Annotated in this window: 11 protein-coding genes; all 11 read right to left on the reverse strand. The window is 41.9% G+C overall.

Going from position 1 to position 18,996, the window contains the following annotated elements; translation table 11 throughout:
- Positions 1-51: 51 nt before the first annotated feature.
- Complete coding sequence (locus tag B2V92_RS19920; protein WP_293311521.1) at positions 52-1,731, reverse strand: alkaline phosphatase family protein; 1,680 nt, start codon at positions 1,729-1,731, stop codon at positions 52-54.
- 9 nt (positions 1,732-1,740) lie between these two features.
- Positions 1,741-3,699 (reverse strand): M60 family metallopeptidase, encoded by a 1,959-nt coding sequence (locus B2V92_RS19925; protein WP_293311523.1) that lies wholly within the window; start codon positions 3,697-3,699, stop codon positions 1,741-1,743.
- 15 nt (positions 3,700-3,714) lie between these two features.
- Positions 3,715-5,463, reverse strand: a complete 1,749-nt coding sequence (locus B2V92_RS19930; RefSeq protein WP_293311525.1) for a DUF4983 domain-containing protein — start codon at positions 5,461-5,463, stop codon at positions 3,715-3,717.
- A gap of 26 nt (positions 5,464-5,489) precedes the next feature.
- Positions 5,490-7,163, reverse strand: a complete 1,674-nt coding sequence (locus B2V92_RS19935) for a DUF5008 domain-containing protein (protein ID WP_293311527.1) — start codon at positions 7,161-7,163, stop codon at positions 5,490-5,492.
- Between the two features lie 30 nt (positions 7,164-7,193).
- On the reverse strand, positions 7,194-7,958 hold the full coding sequence (locus tag B2V92_RS19940) for a hypothetical protein (protein WP_293311529.1): 765 nt from the start codon (positions 7,956-7,958) through the stop codon (positions 7,194-7,196).
- Positions 7,949-9,490 (reverse strand): RagB/SusD family nutrient uptake outer membrane protein, encoded by a 1,542-nt coding sequence (locus tag B2V92_RS19945; RefSeq protein ID WP_293311531.1) that lies wholly within the window; start codon positions 9,488-9,490, stop codon positions 7,949-7,951. The genes B2V92_RS19940 and B2V92_RS19945 overlap by 10 nt, the downstream gene beginning before the upstream one ends.
- Positions 9,491-9,504: 14 nt before the next feature.
- Positions 9,505-12,663: a SusC/RagA family TonB-linked outer membrane protein gene (locus B2V92_RS19950; protein ID WP_293311533.1), complete on the reverse strand. Its 3,159-nt coding sequence runs from the start codon at positions 12,661-12,663 to the stop codon at positions 9,505-9,507.
- 35 nt (positions 12,664-12,698) lie between these two features.
- Positions 12,699-13,739, reverse strand: coding sequence for a DUF5007 domain-containing protein (locus B2V92_RS19955; RefSeq protein ID WP_293311535.1), 1,041 nt, complete (start codon positions 13,737-13,739; stop codon positions 12,699-12,701).
- A gap of 10 nt (positions 13,740-13,749) precedes the next feature.
- On the reverse strand, positions 13,750-14,427 hold the full coding sequence (locus tag B2V92_RS19960; RefSeq protein WP_293311537.1) for a hypothetical protein: 678 nt from the start codon (positions 14,425-14,427) through the stop codon (positions 13,750-13,752).
- A gap of 74 nt (positions 14,428-14,501) precedes the next feature.
- Entirely contained in the window at positions 14,502-16,100 is a 1,599-nt protein-coding gene (locus tag B2V92_RS19965; protein ID WP_293311539.1) for a RagB/SusD family nutrient uptake outer membrane protein, read from the reverse strand.
- 18 nt (positions 16,101-16,118) lie between these two features.
- A partial coding sequence (locus B2V92_RS19970; protein ID WP_293311541.1) for a SusC/RagA family TonB-linked outer membrane protein occupies positions 16,119-18,996 on the reverse strand: 2,878 nt, incomplete at its 5' end.

Consider the following 18,996-nt stretch of genomic DNA (forward strand, 5'->3'; position numbering starts at 1 on the left):
AACCCAATGCCGCCAATCCGGCGGCAGGGGGCTCACTAACTAAACTAACTATTATTTTAAAAATTCTATTTCGAACTGTTTCAGGAAAGGATTTCCATCAATACCATAATCAGGAAGGATTTTGATGTTCATCCAATAAAGGGAGAGTGCTGTAGCATCGCCAAGGGCAGTGGGAAAAGATTTATCGCCATTCAGATAATTGGGATCCGGAATGGTACTTGCCGGCACATCATTTCCAATACCAGCCCAGGTGTAAGGTCCTTTTAATACCATATTGTAACCTGTAGCTGCTTTATTCTCTAAAAGGCCTTCCGCCCCTTCATCTACACGCCAAAAACCGATTAAATTAGCAAAGTTGGGATGTTTGGTAATATCTTTTAGACTAATATTTGCCGCAATAGTTGAAGCATCCAAAGCTATGTTAAAAATGGACAAATTAGCTGCATAAAAGTCAGATTCGCCGCCAAAAGCTCCTATTTTTAACAGCTCATTAGTGTTGATATTTTTGGCTACACTTACATTGTAAGAGGATTTAAAAACACCATCTACGTAGCCCGAAGCGGTACGTGTAGTAGCATTCACGTATTTAACTGTCATGGTTAAGGTATGCCAGCCATTCCCCAGTACACCTGGCATGCCTAATTGCTGTTTTCCACTGCCGCCATTGGCACTACCTCCGAATTCCAGATTCCATTGTTCACCTTCCTGCATCCAGAACCAGCCCGTCATGACGCTACCACTAAGTGATGTGCTCTTGCCTAAAAACTGCGGATAATAGGAACTTGAATTAAATTTTGTCTGCATCTGTACCGTAAAATCCTTATTATCGCCCATGTTGTATAAACCTTTATCGTTCGGAACAACAGCTGTAACTGCGCTACTTTTAAACGCAACGGTGTTGAAACCGGTCTTTTTGAGTTCGAGCGGTTTTAGCGCAGTATTATATACCATCATAAAGCCATTGGTTGGTACAGTACTGCTACCGCCATGGTTAGAGGTTACCATAACCAGCCAATCTTCATTCGCGTAGTTTTTTCTGGCTTTTAACGCGGTCATGATCTCGCCTATATAAGTATCGGCAGTTGTTACGCTACTTTTGTACGCCGCATTGCCAGCGGTAAAACCTCCATTTAGCCCAGCACTTTCTACGTCACGAAAATTAACAACAAGGGCAGCTAAGCCTGTTTGATTGTTTAAAAGCGCAACGGTGCTATCTTTAACGGCAATATCTGTACTAACAACCGGTGCAAAATCGGCATTGCTTAAAAATTTACGCAAATTTGGCCAGGGTGTTACCACTCCTGTTTTTACCGCCTTAAACTGGGTAATGTAATCGAATACATTGCGGTATGATGTAATGGTACCATGCTCGTCATCAGTTGGATCCTGAACGCGTTCAAAATTATCATTAAGTATCTGATGTTTCACATAACCTGTACCGGTTAATATACTTACCCAACCCGCAGCATCTGAATAGCCTTTATTGGTATTGAAAGAATATTTAGCATTCTTTTGCATGGCTGTAAGGTTTGTGGGCGCTATGGTTTTTAGCTCGCCTCCCCCTAATCCATCAATACTAATAATCAGTACTTTTCTCTGTTTTGCAGTGTTTTTTTGTAATTCTTCGTATATGGCCGGTGGATTTGCATATTTTTTACAACTGCTATATCCCAATATGCTTAATGCGCAAACACAAAACAGCAGGTTGTATATTTTATTGTTGATTTTCATAATTGCACATTAAGGTTTAATAAGATTACATTCTGATAAGTTGGCATAAACGGTACTCACACCGTTCTTAATTACCACTTTTACATATTTGGTGCTAACATTGCCCCCAGGGAAATTAAAATTGTAAACCGCAGTATTTTGTGGCAGGGTTGTGGTACCTGCACTCACATAATTGACATTATCGTTACTGGTAAATATTTCTACATCTTTAACATAACCCCCACTATTATTTTGCCTTTGGGCAAAAGTTACCCCTTTAACCGGTATTGGTAAGGGTGAGCCTGTACCGAGTACAATATTAATCGGAAAGCCAAGGGTATTGGTTGATGTTGCAGTACCATAATTAGAATGCCAAAACGAAGATGAAGATACAATACCATCAACCAGTGCGGCAGGCGTTCCATCGCCTGATTGGCTTGAACTTACAGAAACTACTGTAGTAGTGTATGTAATTGTGGCTGTACCTCCGGTTTTATTTAACGGATTATATGTCCATAATGTGGTTTTAAGCAATGGATACTTGGCATTTACTTTGGCCACTACCGCATCGCTAATTAAAATGCCCCAGGCACCAAAAAATGGTGATAAATCGGTTTGGGTATAATCAGAAAGCTTTTCGTAAACAAAATTGCGTTTGGTAACGTCGTTGGTATTTAAACGATCGGCATGGCGTGCCTGGCTGTATAAATAAGTCATGGCTCCATAACCATATTTTTCGAAAATCTGCACAAAAGGCAGCATTCTCATAAATGGCGATTCATCGGGAGTGACCATTGCTGCATCAGTATCGAAATTTTTGACACCGGTTGAGTTTGCATAAGCTATTGCTTTAGGGAAACCGCTTGAAACAGCAGGGTGCAGGATATTATAGTTAGCGCCGATCCTATTGGCTACCTTGAAACTAAACAGGTTGTTGGTGGTTTCGCCAAGGGTACTCCAGCTCCAGATATTTCCCTGCTGGCAGTTGTGCCCAAACTCGTGGTAAGTACCCCATTGGCCCGAGCTGGTAGTGATTGAATTTAAGCTGGTAAAACTTGCAAACCAATAAGAGTCGTTCAAACCTACAAAAGGGAAACCTGAATGACCATAACCAGCACTCAATTGGATATCGAGGATGCCACGCCATTGGCTCTGCGGACTTCTGTCCCTGATATCGGGCGCATTATCAGATAAGCCCATCCAGGCATTGTAATCCAGGTCGAAAACATCGTTCCATCTGGTAAATACTGCTGTTGGATTGGTAAACGGTTCGCTCGAATTAAAGGTGGCCATTACCTTATCTCTCGGAATGGTAAAAATAACACGTTTGGCACGCAACTCTAACCAGGGCACCTGCGAGGCTTTTACCTTGGCTACCCAATCGGCATCGGTTGTTTGGCCCAAAATAAAATCAGGCGATACTACGGCACCTGTAATGGTAAAGGTAACCGGATTAGCATAGGCAAAAGAAGCTAAAATGTAAATGTGCCCGCCATAAAGGTTACGGATATAGTTTACACCCGAAACCAGCTGTTTTCTGTTATAAATAACCGGATCGCGCAAAAGTGGTGATTTACCCGCTAGGTTATCGGTATGCGCACCGATCTGCACTGTTAATCCATCAACACCTGCCGGCACCACAATTTTAATCAGCTCGCCGGGTGCAGCATAATAACCGGTACTGTATTGTGGTGATGGAGCAACAGAAATTCTTAAATTCTGCGCAGTTTGATCGGTAAAGTTAAGATCGAGTGTAAACTGGGCATCTTTTACCCTTGGTTCTGACTGATCTACCAGACCGGGGAATACCCTTGCTTTGGCATACATCGATTTATCGATCAGCTTCATATTGGTATCGATGGTTCCTTCTGCAACATTCTGCGAATCATCAGGATAACCATCAGGAACTTCGTAGCCGTATTTTTTACAGGCCGATACACTTACAATAAGTATAAATGCATGTAATATATAAAGTTGTTTGAGTTTCATATTTCTAATTGTTAATTAGTTTGTAGGTAAATTAACCGGAGGGGTATAAAATCTACCCATCAGGTTCCAATTGGCCGGAACAGCGATGTTTAACCAGTTATAAATCATCAGCGGAATATCTACCCCGTTTGGCACAGCGGTGTAGGCGGCTGTTGTAAATACAGATGCAGAAACATTGGGGGCCAGATCGCCATAAGGTTTCCAGATATTTGTGCCCACAAAGTTTAAAAGGGGGCCCTTTCCTGTTTTTTCGGCCGCTGTACTACCCTGACCTTCGTTTAACGGCCAATAGCCAACAATATTAGAATAATAGGCATCAGTTGGCGAAAACTTTGTTTTGCGCATGTTGTTAATGATGTCATTTTCGGATAATGCTACATTGTAAATCAGCACATCCTGAATCAACACATCAATAGCAGATACCGTTGATTCGGTTGTAACAATATTACCCACAGTAAAAGGAGTAGTAGAAGTCATATTTGCTGTCCAGCTGCCATTTGTTTGGGTAAAAGGCCCGCCTACTATTTTACCGTCCTGATAACCGGTAACATAACGGGTGCCATTTTCGGTATAAATCCTGATGGCAATGGTGTGCCAAAGGCCATCCCTGAAATTTCTCGTTCCGGCACCAAACTGTTGCGTTCCGTTGGCTTTAAAGTTCCAGGCGTCACCATTGGTAAATAGAACCCACCCTGCATTACCGTTTGCAAAATTTGCTGTTTTACCAATAAAGGGAGGGTAGCCACCAACAGAAGAATGGTTGGCCTTAACTTTTAAAAGCAAGGTATAATCTCCACTTGTACCAAAATTTCCGATAGTGGTATTATTGGCAACTAAATCGTTACGGCTTGTATTGGTGCACACCAGATTGGGGGCTGTTCCGCTATATGGCAGGTTGTTTGGATCGAGTGCTACCTGCGACCTGCTAAATTTAGGATTATAGAAAGCTACAAAGGTATTTCTTGAGGCATCTACAAATGGGTTGGCACTATTTGCTGCACCCGAAGGCCCTCCTGCTTTATTAGATGCTACAATTACCATCCAATTTTCGCCACCAAAGGTTTTTCTTGCCCTTAAAGCAGTTAGGATTTCGCCAATGTACCCATCCAAAGTATTAATTGCATTAGTATACGTAGTATTGCTTGTACTGTAATTATTTCCTCCTGCTGCATCGGCGCTATGAAACTGGGCAACCAGTATTGATGGACTATTGGTATTAATTTCATTAATTGCAGCTGTTTTTACCGCAGCATCATCGGCAAAAGATTGTTTTACGGTTGCATCAGCTGCCAAATTATCGTTAAAGGCTGCAGTTGCCGCAAAAGATACGGTTCGGGTATTGGCATATACCGATTTAACCCTCGAAAACAGGGTTGGTGTAGCCTGACTATCAAATCCGGAAAAATTCTCGGTGTTTACTTTGTGCTTACTAACATCTACTCCGGTAATCATGTTTGCCCAGCCACCTGCATTGGTGATCTCATTGGTCTGATAATCTGCTAATCCATCATAAGAGTATATCGATTTGGCAGTAATCTGTGTAAGGTTTGTTGGGGCAAGGCTTTTCAGCACCGAACCTTTAACGCCGTCCAAAATAATGTAAAGCACTCTTTTCGATCCGTCGCCAACGCCAAGGGTATCGTTTTTAAATGATGTTGGCAATGTATTATCAAAATCCTTGTTACATCCAAGCGACATTAAGAAAAGCCCGGATACCAGGGCAAAACTTAAATATTTTATGGTTAATGTAAATCCTTTTTTCATCTCTTTTATATTTGAAACGTTATTGATCAATTAGAAAAATTCAGGCGCAACAGGTTATGCGGAAAAGAACCGTTGAAACGTAAAATATTGCCTACTAAAATTACCTGGGAACCGCCTGTAACTGCTGTTTCTACCATATCGTAAATCATCCCCTGAAAACCTCCTGTATTGTTATAACCTACTGCCAATTGGCCATTAGCTTCCAATACCATAAAGCCCTGGCGCAGGTAATCGCCATATTTATTGAATGAACCACTTACAATTATTTTTCCGTTATTGAGCTGACCGGCAAAAGTGGTTATGCCCCCGGTTATGGCCTGGCTGTTAAAAGTAGATACGTTGGTTCCATCGGCATTTAACAGATTTACCCCTGTGGCGGCTTTACCATTAAAGCTTGTAAACGAACCACCGACAACAATTTTATTGGTGGTGGCATTGTACCTGATGGAATTGATATCGTTATTGGCCCCAGTGCCGGCGCTAAAACTATTATCAACACTGCCATCAAGATTTAACCTTACAATCCGATTGGCCTGTACACCGTTAAATGTACTAAAAGTACCTACCAGGATCAGTTTTCCATCGGCCTGCATCATGGCATCCAAAATAATGCCGTTGGCACCTATGGCACTCTGGCGGGTTGATTTGTTGTAATGGAAGGTCGAATCCATGCTACCATCCATGTTTACCCTCACCATCTGCCTCATGCGTGTATAATCGTATACTTTTTCGTCGTAACTGGAGTTTGGCAGATACATGCGTTTATAATTATTAAAATTGCCTACCAGGTATATCTGTTCGTTAAATACAAAAGCCTTTCTCACCATACCATCCACACCGGCATTAAAAGCACTTACGGTATCGCCATTTTTATAGGTTTCCTGTGGTTTTGGGTTAATTACGTCTCTGAGGATCAAACTATCCAATGTTCCGGTTGTATTAAGCCTTGCAACATTATTCAGGGTTTGACGGTTTGGACGTGTAGAATTAAAACTGGTAAAACTACCGGCAATAATAAATTTACCTGCCTGCGAACCTGTTGCGATACGGGTAATGGAATTGATCTGTTTTAAAGCACCGCCTACCCCTTTTCCAAAGTTAACTCCGCTGGTAGTGTAAGTACCATCACTGGTAATTTGGGCAATGCCACCAATAGGTAACTTTTCGGTTCCTTTCAACTCAAAATCATTAAACTCCCCACCTACCAGATAATTACCACCCGGCAAACCTTCAATATCAATAACGGTACTGAAACCGCTGGCACTTTCCGATCCGTTGATAATTTTCCAGCTGGCATCGACACTGATTTTACCGCCTACCTTAACAATGGGGCCAAAGAAACTCTGTCCCTGCGAGGTAATCCACATACTGCCTGTACTGGCCGTTAATGGAACTTTAAAGGTTAAAGTGCTATCGTTGGTTGATGCAGGAACTACTTCTGCCTCAATTTCGTTTACGTACACTTTAAAATCGCTGATGTATTTAGCCAGTCCTTTTACCCTTACACTTAATACATCTCCCGGATTTACCACATCAGGATCGATGGTTTTGGTAACGAAAGTAAGATCCAATGGTTTTTTACCGCCAGCGTAGGGATCTTCGGTAAGGCCCTTTTCTTTCTGGCAGGAAACAAAAGCCGTTGCCAGGCCTATTGCCCCAAACAAAAACAGCTTAAATTTATATTTTATATGAATTAACATTTTATTCTATTTATGGGTGATATAATAAACCTATGGTGTTGGCGGACTAATACCTGCGGATATGGCCTGTTCGATAAAAACATCGGTGTTGAACCCGAAATTATGCTTGAACTTGTTCAGCACATGAAGCACACCGTTGCTCGGTTGGATATCGGAAGTAGCAACCGGAATATTAACCAACGATACCTGTGGGTTGGAAAGATCGGGGATATATGCCAAATATAATTGACGGTAACCTGCGTAAGCCACCCTCGAAATTTCGGCCCCTTTATCGTTATACACCACGGCATCGTTAAAAATGACACCAACATTCATAATCCTGCCGCCATAAGAGGTATAACCCTGGCCAGGGTAAGCGAGATAGGACAAAGTATCGCGCTGAGGGTAATCTTTTAAGCGGTTGCCGCCTTTAAAAATATATTGCGACAGCACATTGCGCCATACTTCGGGTTTAATCTGCGATAATTTAGAAACAGTATCTTTCCCGGTTACCCTTAATTCGATATTTAAGCGTTTAATAGATTTAAAGATGGAGCCACTTGGTGGTGCAAAAAAGGTAATGTTCTCTTTACTCACCACATCGGCCAAACCGGCCAGTTTGATTACCGTTAGGGTAGAATCGAAAAAAGGTTTCTTTTCTTCCATGTACTGCATGATATTACCGCTGTATTTTGCATCATGAACTCCTGTATCCATATAATACTTTTTACAGCCGGTTAATACCGATAATATACAGATCAGAGAGAACAGCAGTGTTTTATAATTCTTTTTCATCATCATATCTATTAGTTCCAAAAGTTATTACCGATTAAATTTGGGTTTGCGCTACGATCGGCAGCGCTAATGGTTAGCGGCCAGGTCCATGCGCCTGCGTTTAGGTTGGCTACGGATATAGGCGATTTTGTAAAATCGGAGCTGATTACCCTTTTAGTGCGTACCAGATCAAAAAAGAATTGCCCCTCGCCAATCAGTTCCCTGCACCTTTCTTTATAAATCTCATCCTTTAAATCCTGCCCGGCCTGGGTAATAAGCGGTGCATTTGCTGCAACCGTAACCCTGTTGGCAAAATCCCTTGCTCCACTATCATCGCCAAGCTCGGCAAGTGCCTCGGCCGTTAATAAATAACAATCGGGCAACCTGAAAATAATGGCACTGTCATCGCTGGTTACCGTTATAGCAGTTCCGGAGCCTGTGGTATAAGTATTGGCGAATTTTTTAAACTGAAAGCTTCCACTGCCTGAATCGTAGTTTTCGAACCAGGTGGTTAACCTTGCATCAGAAGAACCTGACATATACAGCTTGGAAATGTAACTGCTTTGGTAGGCCATGCTGCTTGATGTTTTGTTTACATTACCCCTGTAAGGAAAATGCGAAAAATAATAGGAAAACCCTGCGGGTAACGAAAAGCCTTCGCCATAGTTAAACTCCTGCAGGATACCGAATAGGCTTTCGGAACTTCTGCCTTTAAAAATTTTCATGGTATTGGCTGCGTTAACCGGTAGTATTTTGTAATTACTATAGGTATCGAGTTCAGTGGCCAATGTTTTTACCGCATCGTAGTATTTGGTTTTAACACCGGTATCCCAGGCAGCAGCCCACATGTTTAAATGCATTAACAGTGCTACAGCTGATGCCCTGGTTGGTCTGAATCCGTTAGATGAAGCATCGTTATAATAGGTTGGCAGGTCATTTTTTGCCGCAGTCATGTCGGCAATACATTTGTTCATTACGGTAACCTGCGAAATTCTAGAATCCGGACGGTTATGATAGGCATCTGTATAATAAATGGCATCGCCAAATAACTTACAAACAAACATGTAGCTTAAATTACGCAGAAATACCGCCTCTGCCTTATATCGTCTTCTATCAGCATCGGGTAAGCTGCTAGCGGGCACCTTATCAACCTCAAAATACATGATGTTGGCTGCAGCTATCACATCGTACCACTCTTTCCAGTTCATGATGTTTTTCATCATGCTGTTATAGCGTCCGCTGGAGTTAACAATATATTTCATATCACTGCCAATCAAAGCATTAAAATTATTTGCCCCATCATTATCCATACTGATTACCTGGATGTTATTTCCCCTGATTTCGAGTGCCGGAAAAAATGCACGGTCATCATCGCTAAAAAACTGGGGGGTACCGGCAACTTTCGATCTTAACCTCGAGTAAATCCCGTTGGTGAATCCTTCTACATCTTCGCGTGTTTTCCAGAAATTGTTACCGCTCTGCGCTTCAATGGGGGTTACGTTCAGAAATTTTTTACAGCCTACCGTACTCAAAACCAGTAAGGCAAACAGGATTATATATTTTATATTTTTCATCTCTAATTATCTTATTAAAACTCAATATTTAAACCCAGTGTAAACTGTCGTGGAGAAGGATAACCTCCAGAATCATCTCTACCCAAACTGGTCACATTTTCAGGATTAGGACCTGAGTAACGTGTAATAAAACCGAGGTTTGATGCGGTGGCATTGATACTTACCCTGTTCATACCGAATTTGCTGGTCAACTTTTTATCAAAGATGTAATACACTTTAACCGAGTTTAACTTAAAGTAAGAGCCATCTTCCTGAAATACGGTTTGGTTTATCCTAAAGGGATCGATAATCCTTGCACGTACGAAATCTAGGGGATTGCCATAAGTAGCCACATCGCCAGGGGTACTCCAATAGTTAAGCTGATCGAGCGGCACCAAACTACCCGAACCATTAGGAAGATAGTAGTTATGCAACTGATTGGCCAATGGGTTATTGATAATATCGCGGATAAGTGTAAAAGAGGTATTTACTTCTAAACTCCAGTTTTTCCACTGCAGGTAAGAGGTTATACCACCGGTAACCTGGGGCTGCGAATTACCCGCAATTACCCTGTCGTTACCATCGAGCACATAATTTCCATCCAGATCGGTAAAAATAGGATCGCCTGCTTTAAAATAATTTAGGCGTCCGTTACCCCCTACGCGGTATGGTAATCCGGTATTAGGATCAACCGGAACCTGTGCATTGGTAGAATATACCCCTTTTGTATTGTACAGGTAGTTGGATAACGAGTTGGTTCCCAAGCGATAATAGATATCCTGTCCCAATTCTTTATCGTAATAAATCATATCGCGTAAACCATCAGGCAGCTGGGCCAAAATCTCTCTGTTGATGGCAAGGTTAGCAGATATAGTCCATTTAAACGGGCTGGTTGGACTTAATGGACGGGCGGTTGTTTGAAACTCCCAGCCATAGTTTACGTTACTGATTTCGTTTGAAGCAATGCTACCAAATGAATTAGAACTCGAAATATCCTTATACCTGAAAATATTATCGTTCTGTTTATAATAAGTATCAAAAACGAAAGAAAAACGGTTCTGGAATAAGCTAAAATCAACTCCGGCATTATAGGTTGTTGCCTTGGTAGGCTGTAAATCAAGATTTGGAAGCCTCTCCAAATCCAATACTACCGAGTTGGCATTGTTATAACGGGCACCACCAACATATTTACCATAGGCATCAAAAATACCGCCAACCGGCTGTATATTGGATCCATAACTCAAACGGATATCGGCATAATCGATCCATTTGATGTTATCCATAAATTTTTCCTTGTTAAAGTTCCATTTTAAGGCGATTGACGGATTGGCAATATAACGCGCATTTGCACCGTTGGCCGAGTTGGCATCCAAACGGTAATTCAGGTCTAAAACATACCGCTGCTTGTAGTTATAAGAAAATGCACCGGCAAAAGCAATACTCCTGGCATCATTATAATCAATGGTTCCGCCCAAAGAAGTATAGTAATTGGTCATGTTGGTTAAAGGCCCTCTCAACTGATCGTTAACACCTCTTTCATTCAAAATAGCATCGGCCTTAAAAAAGCTCGAATTGATTTCGGTAAAAGCAAATAAGTTAAAAGTGTGCGAATCCTCACCCGAAGCATCTTTCAGGCCATATACATAAGAAAACTGGTTACGGTTATACAGCTTGGTTGCCCTATCGTTATAGGTATAGTACTGAGATTGGTTACCATTTAACGCAGCCGGAGAAAAATTGTCTTTTGTGGCCGAACTGTTTGTATAATTTAAAAAGGTGGCAATCCTAAAATTCTTAAAAACCTCGTATTCAGCATTAATGGTTGCAAAAGTCTGTAACGATTTATTATCGTTATCCGTTTGCAGCTGTGCGAGCAAACCACTTTGCGACGAATAAAGCGATGGTGATGGCAATAAGGTAGAGGCCGAGCCTGTAGCGGCAAGCCCACTGTTTAACAAGCCGTTTCCACTGCCTGTTTGCTGTTTTTGAATAGAGTTTTGCAACTGCCCTACCAATTTAAATTTAGGTGTGGGGTTATACTGCATATTCATATTGAGGTTGTACCTCGAATAACCTGTATTCTGCTGTATACCTGTTTCATCGTAGGCACCCAAACCTACTTTATAGTTGAAAGCAACATCGCCACCCGAAACATTTACGTTGTGGGTCTGGTTAAATGTGTTGCGGTAAAAGTATGATTGCCAATCAGTTGAATTGTTATAGTAAGCATTTAAACTATCGGCTAAAAGCGGCGATGAGTTGATCAGATCCACGGCATGGTTGTAAGTACTATCGTTCTGAAGGATCTGCCAGATACGCAATTGTCTTTCGCCCTTACCACCGATAACGGTACGCAACTGGGGCACCATCGAAAAGAATGCAGCTCCGCTATAGCGCACTACCGGCACCTTTGAATTACCACGTTTGGTGGTAACCAAAATTACCCCATAAGCACCTCTTGATCCGTACAGTGCTGTAGCGGCAGCATCTTTTAATGTGGTAATATCTTCAATATCCTCGGGCGGAATCTGCGAGATAGGCGATACACCCGGACCAGCTTGTTGAAAACCGTAAGAATAATTGGTATTATCATCAACAGGTACTCCATCAATTACAAACAACGGAGAAGTTGGGGTTAAGAAACTAGAACTTCCTGAACCGGACACGTTGATGTTAGAAATACCACGCAGGGTGATTGATCCCCTAAAGCCCGGGGCACCGGTATTGTTCTGGATGTTAAGCCCGGCAACCTTACCCTGTAAAAGCGACATTACATCACTGGCAGGCTGCCCCTGGATATCTTTACCCGAAATGGTTACGGTAGAACCGGTAGATAATGTACGGGTTTTGGTTTGATAACCAGCACTAACGGTTACCTCTTTAAGTGTAGCATTATCGCCCTGAAGGGTTACATTAATATTGGTACGGCCGTTAACCTTTACGGTTTGGGTTACATAACTTAAATATTTAAAGGTAATTTCGGCATTTGATGCCACCGTTACCCTAAAGCGCCCATCTCCATCGGTTTGGCCCATTACCCTGCCACCGCTTAAAATGCTTACACCGGGCATGGTTTCTTTCTTTTTCGATTCGCCGTCGTAAACCGTACCTGTAACCGCAATTTGCTGTTGTGCCAGGGCAAGATTGTGCAAACCAAAAATCAATAAGATTACTATGCTGTAAAAATACTTCATTGGAAATATATTTTGTTTTGATTTAGTTAGTTTCATCAGTCGTTGTCGAATTTGGGTCTGTCGTTCTTAAACTGGAAGATGATTTCCCAATCTCCCTCCTCGTAGATCTTAAAATTTAACGCCAGATAACAGTGCAGTAAAGCGGCACCAAAGGCCTGCCGATCGAACCTGAACACTACCCTGGCCGCTCCGCCATCGGTTGTAGTATATTTTGTAGGGTATGCGGTAAGTGGAACAGGATAAGCCACATCAAATTTTACTTTAGTAGCATCTTTTATCATATTAAAACCGTGTACCAGATTGCCCCAATCGGTTAAAGCAAACTTATTAGGATCGATAGGCTGTGCCAGTGTATCCACAAATTTGAAACTGATGCTATGGCCCGAATAACCCGGCAACCCTTTTGGCAGTTTATTGAACACTACCCGCACATCGCTAGATGATAAAAATTGATTGGTACGTACTCCGGTAATAAACATTCCGGAAGGACTGATAGAGGTAGCTGTTCCCTGTCCGGTTATCGGATCAAGAGGCGATGGCTCGTAAGGGCGCTCGCGTAACGGGGTAAGGCGGAAATTCTGAAAATATTTTCTGCCCCCTGTGTTCGACATTTCTACATCAAAAACATAACCCGAATCCGGCTGTGCCTTGATCATGTTAGAGTTGGCCTCTGCCCACATCAGGAATTCGCCCGAGTGTGGCCTTACCTCAAACAGCGGGTGATTTTCTATTACACGTTTTGCCTCGATTTCGGCCAGCGATTTCTCAGTCCCGTCATAAGCTGTTTTCCATACTTTAACCGGATAAAGCTTGGTAAGTTCGGGTGCAGGCTCGCCACCAAATGTGCGCATGTTTACAATTTTAAAATCAAGCGGCCGGCTCGAGTTGCCGTAGGTAAAATTATTGGTAAACAAGGTGTTCCTACCCAAAGTAGGCTGATATATAAATTGAGTGTACTGACTATCGTTTGCGATAGATAACCTGTTATCGGGCAGGTTTTTCTTGCACGAAACCAGCATGAGCATCATACCTGATAGCATGATGGCTACACTAAAAAAGTATTTATTGGTCTTCATCTTCATAAGGTTATTGATCCAGTCGGTATGTAAATTCATCAAAGCCGAAATTGTGCAACGGGGTTAAAATGTTAATGGTGGCGTTATTGGTTTTAATATTAACCGCATTGGTATTGGTGGTAACCCAGTTAAGCTGAATGGTTGAGCCATACATATCGCTATACTCGAGCGTGGTAGCTCCACCACCCACAAAACCTGATGCATTTGATTTTACCGCTTTAATATGCATGGGATAACTAAAACCTATTGTGTTTAACGTAATACCATCAACACTACTGGTATAGGCCGTGGTGGTTTTGTTCCCCCTTATGATGTACTTGGTGAGCATGTACAATAACTCATCAGGATCTCCTGTTCTTAAATAAACCGGTGCTTTTCCTTCTGCTTTTCGGGTTTGGTTTAAATACTTTACCGATGCTGCAAAATTTTCGTTTACGGGTGCAAACAGGGTAACCTGCTGGTTGGTTAACGAATCTTTAAGGAAAGGAAATCGATCCAGCACCAATAAAAGCGAATCGAAAGTATTAGGTTTGGATTTTAAATAATCCATGGCCGATCCTTTAAAAGTTTGTACAGTATTGGTATAATCGTAATAGGGCGAATCGCTTTTTTTGCAGCCACTTAAATACAAGCCGATTGCTGCAAAAAGTACTACCATACTACCCTTATATAATTTCTTTTTCATCATGATTATTTTCTTTTAAGTGGTGATTAACCCAACCAGGACTTATCATCCGGAGGCTTTTGGCACCTTATAAATAATTATTGCCAGTATGGATTTTGTGTGATGAGCGAATTGGCATTGATTACATCCTGCGATACCGGCCAGTAAATTCCACCCGCAGTTTCAAACTGCCTGAATGTGAGCGGCGTACCATTTTTACTGATAAAAGTTCCACTAGCATTTTTAATCCTGTTGTAACGAACAATATCGTACCATCTCCAGCCCTCTCCCATCAGTTCTCTTCTGCGTTCTTCAAAAATGGCATCGACCAAATTTTTACCCGATGCAGGATCATAAGTGGCTGTTCCCCTTAAATTTGCTGCTTTGTTTAAGGCGGTAATGGCCTCATCGCGTTGTCCCAATACCGCGCATGCCTCGGCCCTGAGCAGGGTAACCTCTTCGATACGGCTAAACAGCATGGTAGAACTGAACAGTGTAAAATCGCCTGACGTTTGGGCAGTATAAATAACCTTGATTTTGTTAAATATGGGCTGCTCTGAAGTAAAATTGTAAAAGTAATTGGTGCGGTATAAACCACTGATCGGGTTAATGCTGAACCTTAAATCGTTCGGATCGGTAAATATTTTAAGGATGCTGTCTTTTGGAACAAACATTTCCGGTTGTGCCTTGGGGATAAATGGCGAGGCCAGGGTTAACTGTTCTATGTGTCCGTTGGCTGTTGATAAACCGTTACCGGCCTCAAAAGGGAAACCAACCAGTACAGTTGCACGTTTAAAAGCAAAAGGGCTATAGTAATTTACATTTTCGGTTAGGGCATCCATATCTAAGTACACGATCCCGTTCGATCCGCTTCCGTTAGAGCGGGTATAATTATCGAGCACAAATTTGCTGTAGGTTGCCGCATCAAGGTAATTACCCTGCCACGCAGCAATATGCGCCAAAATAATATAGGCAGATAAACGGGTAAAAATGTTTCCGTTCCAGCTCGACCAGCCTGCTCCATAATAAAGTCCGGGCAGAATAGGATCATCGCCACCATATTTAAACGGTACCACCTGGGCCGCAGCCAAAAGTTCGGTAGTGGCAAACTGTAAAACCTTATCCCTGTTTGTTCTTGGTAATTTAACAAAGTCGCCATCATGCGATGAGGTTAACAAAGGCACATCGCCCCAAATCCTTACCATATAGAAGTAAGCAAAAGCCCTTAATATCCTGGCCTGCGCCACATCTACATTGTTGTTGATCTGCGTATAACGCGAATCTAATGGTATAATCTGTTTAGAGCGTTCGATAAACAAACTTGCCGCATTAACCACCGCATAAAACCTGCGCCAGTTGGTAATCCGGTTAATTACAGGATATTGTGCATTTAACTGCCCGGTAACTATAGATTTAAGATCGGCCCTGTTGGTAATCTGAAAGTCGCCCTGTCGTAAATCGCCCATTAACCAATGGGTATTATCAGATACGGTGGCCGAACGCATCAGGCCGTATACCGAAAGTAGGTTTGCACGTGCATCTTCCAGTGTTTTCCAGTTGCTTTCTTCAGTAGCCAACCTGGTTGATTGTACATCATCAATTTTCTTACACGAGAAATTGCCAATGCCAACCAGGGTGAATATTAAAGCAAGGGTAACCGATCTGCAGATACTAATTTTATAATTAGAATAGTTCATATCAATTCTGGTAATATTTTATAAATCGAGTTTGAAACCCAGAACAAAAGTTCGTGGGATGGTGATATTGGCACCGTCGTAAATTCCGTTGTAGTTGATCAGTTCAGGATCAACGCCCGAAAAATCGGTCAGCGTAAATACGTTCAGGGCGGTGGCATATAAATAAGCCCTTCTAAACTTTCCACCCGCTTTTTTAAAGAAACCGGTTTTGCTGAAATCGTATCCTATGGTTACCGATCTTAATTTTATATAAGATGCACTTTCCAAAAAGAGATCCTGATCGGTACGGTAAGCATCAACCGGACTCCATGGATTGTATACCGGATAGTTTTTCTCACTATCGAACGATTGCCATGATGAAACTTCTTTAACCGAGTTGATATCATTTCCCGCCTCTCGGTTTACAAAGCCATAACGGGTGGCCTCGTATTGATTAATGGCCTTTTGGCCTGCCGCGAAAATAAAATTGAAATTCAGATCGAAGTTTTTATAGGTTAAGGTATTGTTCCAACCGCCAATAAATTTTGGTAACCTATCGCCTGTAAGCACTTTATCCTTACTGTCTATCCGATTATCATTATTATAATCAACCCATTTCGGATCTCCTGCTTTTAAAGGGATACCATTAAAGGTTCTGCCTGCCGGTACTTCGGCATCGCTATTGTAAATTCCCTGGTTGGTGTATAACCAATAACTGCCAACCGATTTCCCTACCTGAAGCTTATTATCGTTCTGGTAAATCAGCTCGTTCAGGCCTTCTGGTAAAGCAGATAATTTATTCTGGTTATAACTTAGATTCATGCCTGTATTCCAGCTTAATCCCTCTGTTTTTTGTAGAACAGTTCCGTTAACCAAAAGCTCTACCCCTTTGTTGTTAATATCCATACCCGATTTATACTGGGTAGAATAACCTGTTTCAACCGCTACCGGCAAACCGATTACATTGTTTTTATCTTCGCGGTTATAAACGGTTACCGCAGTGTTAAGGCGGTTATTTAAAAACGATGCATCTAAGGTTACGCTGGTTCTATCGGCAAAAGGTAAGCTGATGTTATAACCGATGAAACCACTATTATAAGGGCGGTTAATGCCCAATAAACCACCGTAGCCAGGTATGGTAGGTTCTTCTTCCCATCCATTCTCCGATCGGTACTGTGGTCCGGCAGCAAAACGGTCATCCTGAAAAATCCTTAGCGTTCGGCCCCAACCGGCGCTTAAATGCAAAGCGTTAACAGTTTTACTGTCTTTTAAAAACTGTTCTTTTAAATTAAAATTAGCATTAAATGCTGGTGTGGTTACCCAACGGCTATCGGGCTGACCATTAGAAGCACCGTCTCTACGTAATAATGCACTAAAAGTGAACAGGTCTTTATATGCATATTTTGCAGAACCGTAAAACGACATTAAATTATTACGTTCTTTATCGATGTATCTAAATACATAAAAGCCTCCCTTGGCCAATACATTCAGGTAATCGGGGTTTTCGACTCCACCAATAGTCTGTCTACCGTCAACAAAGGCCAGTTTAACGTAATCGTTAGGTCCATTATAAGCCCTTGCATAATTATATTTATAGGTATCGCCCTGCAGGCTCTGCCCCACTTCAAAATCAACAATATTGTTTTTATTGATGTCGTATTTATAGCTAACTGTATTGTTGATGGCTACCCTTTGGCTATAGCCGAAATAATTGGATACATAGCTGATACCCGCTAATAAGGTTGATGGGATAAAGTAATCCCTTACCCCCTCGTTATAATTGAACAAACCCGTGGTGGAGATCACAAATTTATTAACCCTGGCACTGAGTGTTAAATTTCCGTTTAATACTGTTGAGCGGTTGTTATCTACATTTCTTTCGTTCTGGGTTAAATAACTGGCATACGAATCAGAATTTGGAGAAAGCGGACTACTTAAATCGGGAATATAGCGCGTTTCGGCAAAACGGTCGCGCAAACTTCTGTTCCGTGTACGGTCTAAACGGGCCGTATTAACTGTACTTGCCACGGTAAGCCATTTAAACGGCGCCATATTGATACCAAAAAACAGGTTATAACGGTTAATTCCGGTATTATCGGCATTTCCGGCATTTTTTGTACCCGAACCAAAAAACCTGAAGTTTGCCCTTTCGGTACCGCCGGTAATCCCCAGATCGGCCGAAAAAGTTGGTGCATTCTGGTAGTATAAATCGGTCCAGTTTGATGGCCCGAAATAAGCCACATTGGTAGAATCGCGCAGATAAGAAGCCGGGCTACCGGTAGGATTATATTTTTTATAAAACTGACTTCTGAAATTATTCTCATAAACACCATTAACGGTATTAACCTTTGGTGCGGTTACATAGCCAAAATAAGAGTTCAGGCTGATATCCCTGAGACCGGCCTTCGCATTTTTAGTGGTAATATATATCGCTCCGTTAGCGGCATTTGGACCAAGTTTGGCCAGTTCGAACGGATCTTTTATTACCGTAATCGATTGGATATTATTGATATCGATCTGTGATAATAAATTGGTTGCGGGGCCGATCCTGTTGTAATCGTATTTCTGCACATCAAAAGCAAAAGGATTATCGGCCACCAGTGGCACCCCGTTTAAATAAATTGCCGGTTGTAGAGCATAAACGTCTTTTTTGTTAAAGAGCAAACCCGATGTACCCTGTACAATAATACTCTGTTCGGTTCCGGGCTCACCATTTGGTTCCTGTACATAAACCCCGGCCAAATTGCCCTTAATAACCTGCTGCAGTGATAAATTTGGAACTGGTGCAACCGAACGGATGTTTACCGTATCGCGTACTGTTTTAAATTTCTGCAACGCCCTGATCATTTGCCCTATCGTATCTGTTTTTACAGAATAACTGGATGGATCTTTTTTAGATTTTGAGGTATCCTGCTGA

This window comes from Pedobacter sp. UBA5917, assembly GCF_002432345.1.
GTDB lineage: Bacteria > Bacteroidota > Bacteroidia > Sphingobacteriales > Sphingobacteriaceae > Pedobacter.

Excerpts from the sequence above, each read along its gene's own strand:
- B2V92_RS19920 (WP_293311521.1), bottom strand. The coding sequence starts at position 1,731 with ATGAAAATCAACAATAAAATATACAACCTGCTGTTTTGTGTTTGCGCA.
- B2V92_RS19925 (WP_293311523.1), bottom strand. The coding sequence starts at position 3,699 with ATGAAACTCAAACAACTTTATATATTACATGCATTTATACTTATTGTA.
- B2V92_RS19930 (WP_293311525.1), bottom strand. The coding sequence starts at position 5,463 with ATGAAAAAAGGATTTACATTAACCATAAAATATTTAAGTTTTGCCCTG.
- B2V92_RS19935 (WP_293311527.1), bottom strand. The coding sequence starts at position 7,163 with ATGTTAATTCATATAAAATATAAATTTAAGCTGTTTTTGTTTGGGGCA.
- B2V92_RS19945 (WP_293311531.1), bottom strand. The coding sequence starts at position 9,490 with ATGAAAAATATAAAATATATAATCCTGTTTGCCTTACTGGTTTTGAGT.
- B2V92_RS19950 (WP_293311533.1), bottom strand. The coding sequence starts at position 12,663 with ATGAAGTATTTTTACAGCATAGTAATCTTATTGATTTTTGGTTTGCAC.
- B2V92_RS19955 (WP_293311535.1), bottom strand. The coding sequence starts at position 13,739 with ATGAAGACCAATAAATACTTTTTTAGTGTAGCCATCATGCTATCAGGT.
- B2V92_RS19960 (WP_293311537.1), bottom strand. The coding sequence starts at position 14,427 with ATGATGAAAAAGAAATTATATAAGGGTAGTATGGTAGTACTTTTTGCA.
- B2V92_RS19965 (WP_293311539.1), bottom strand. The coding sequence starts at position 16,100 with ATGAACTATTCTAATTATAAAATTAGTATCTGCAGATCGGTTACCCTT.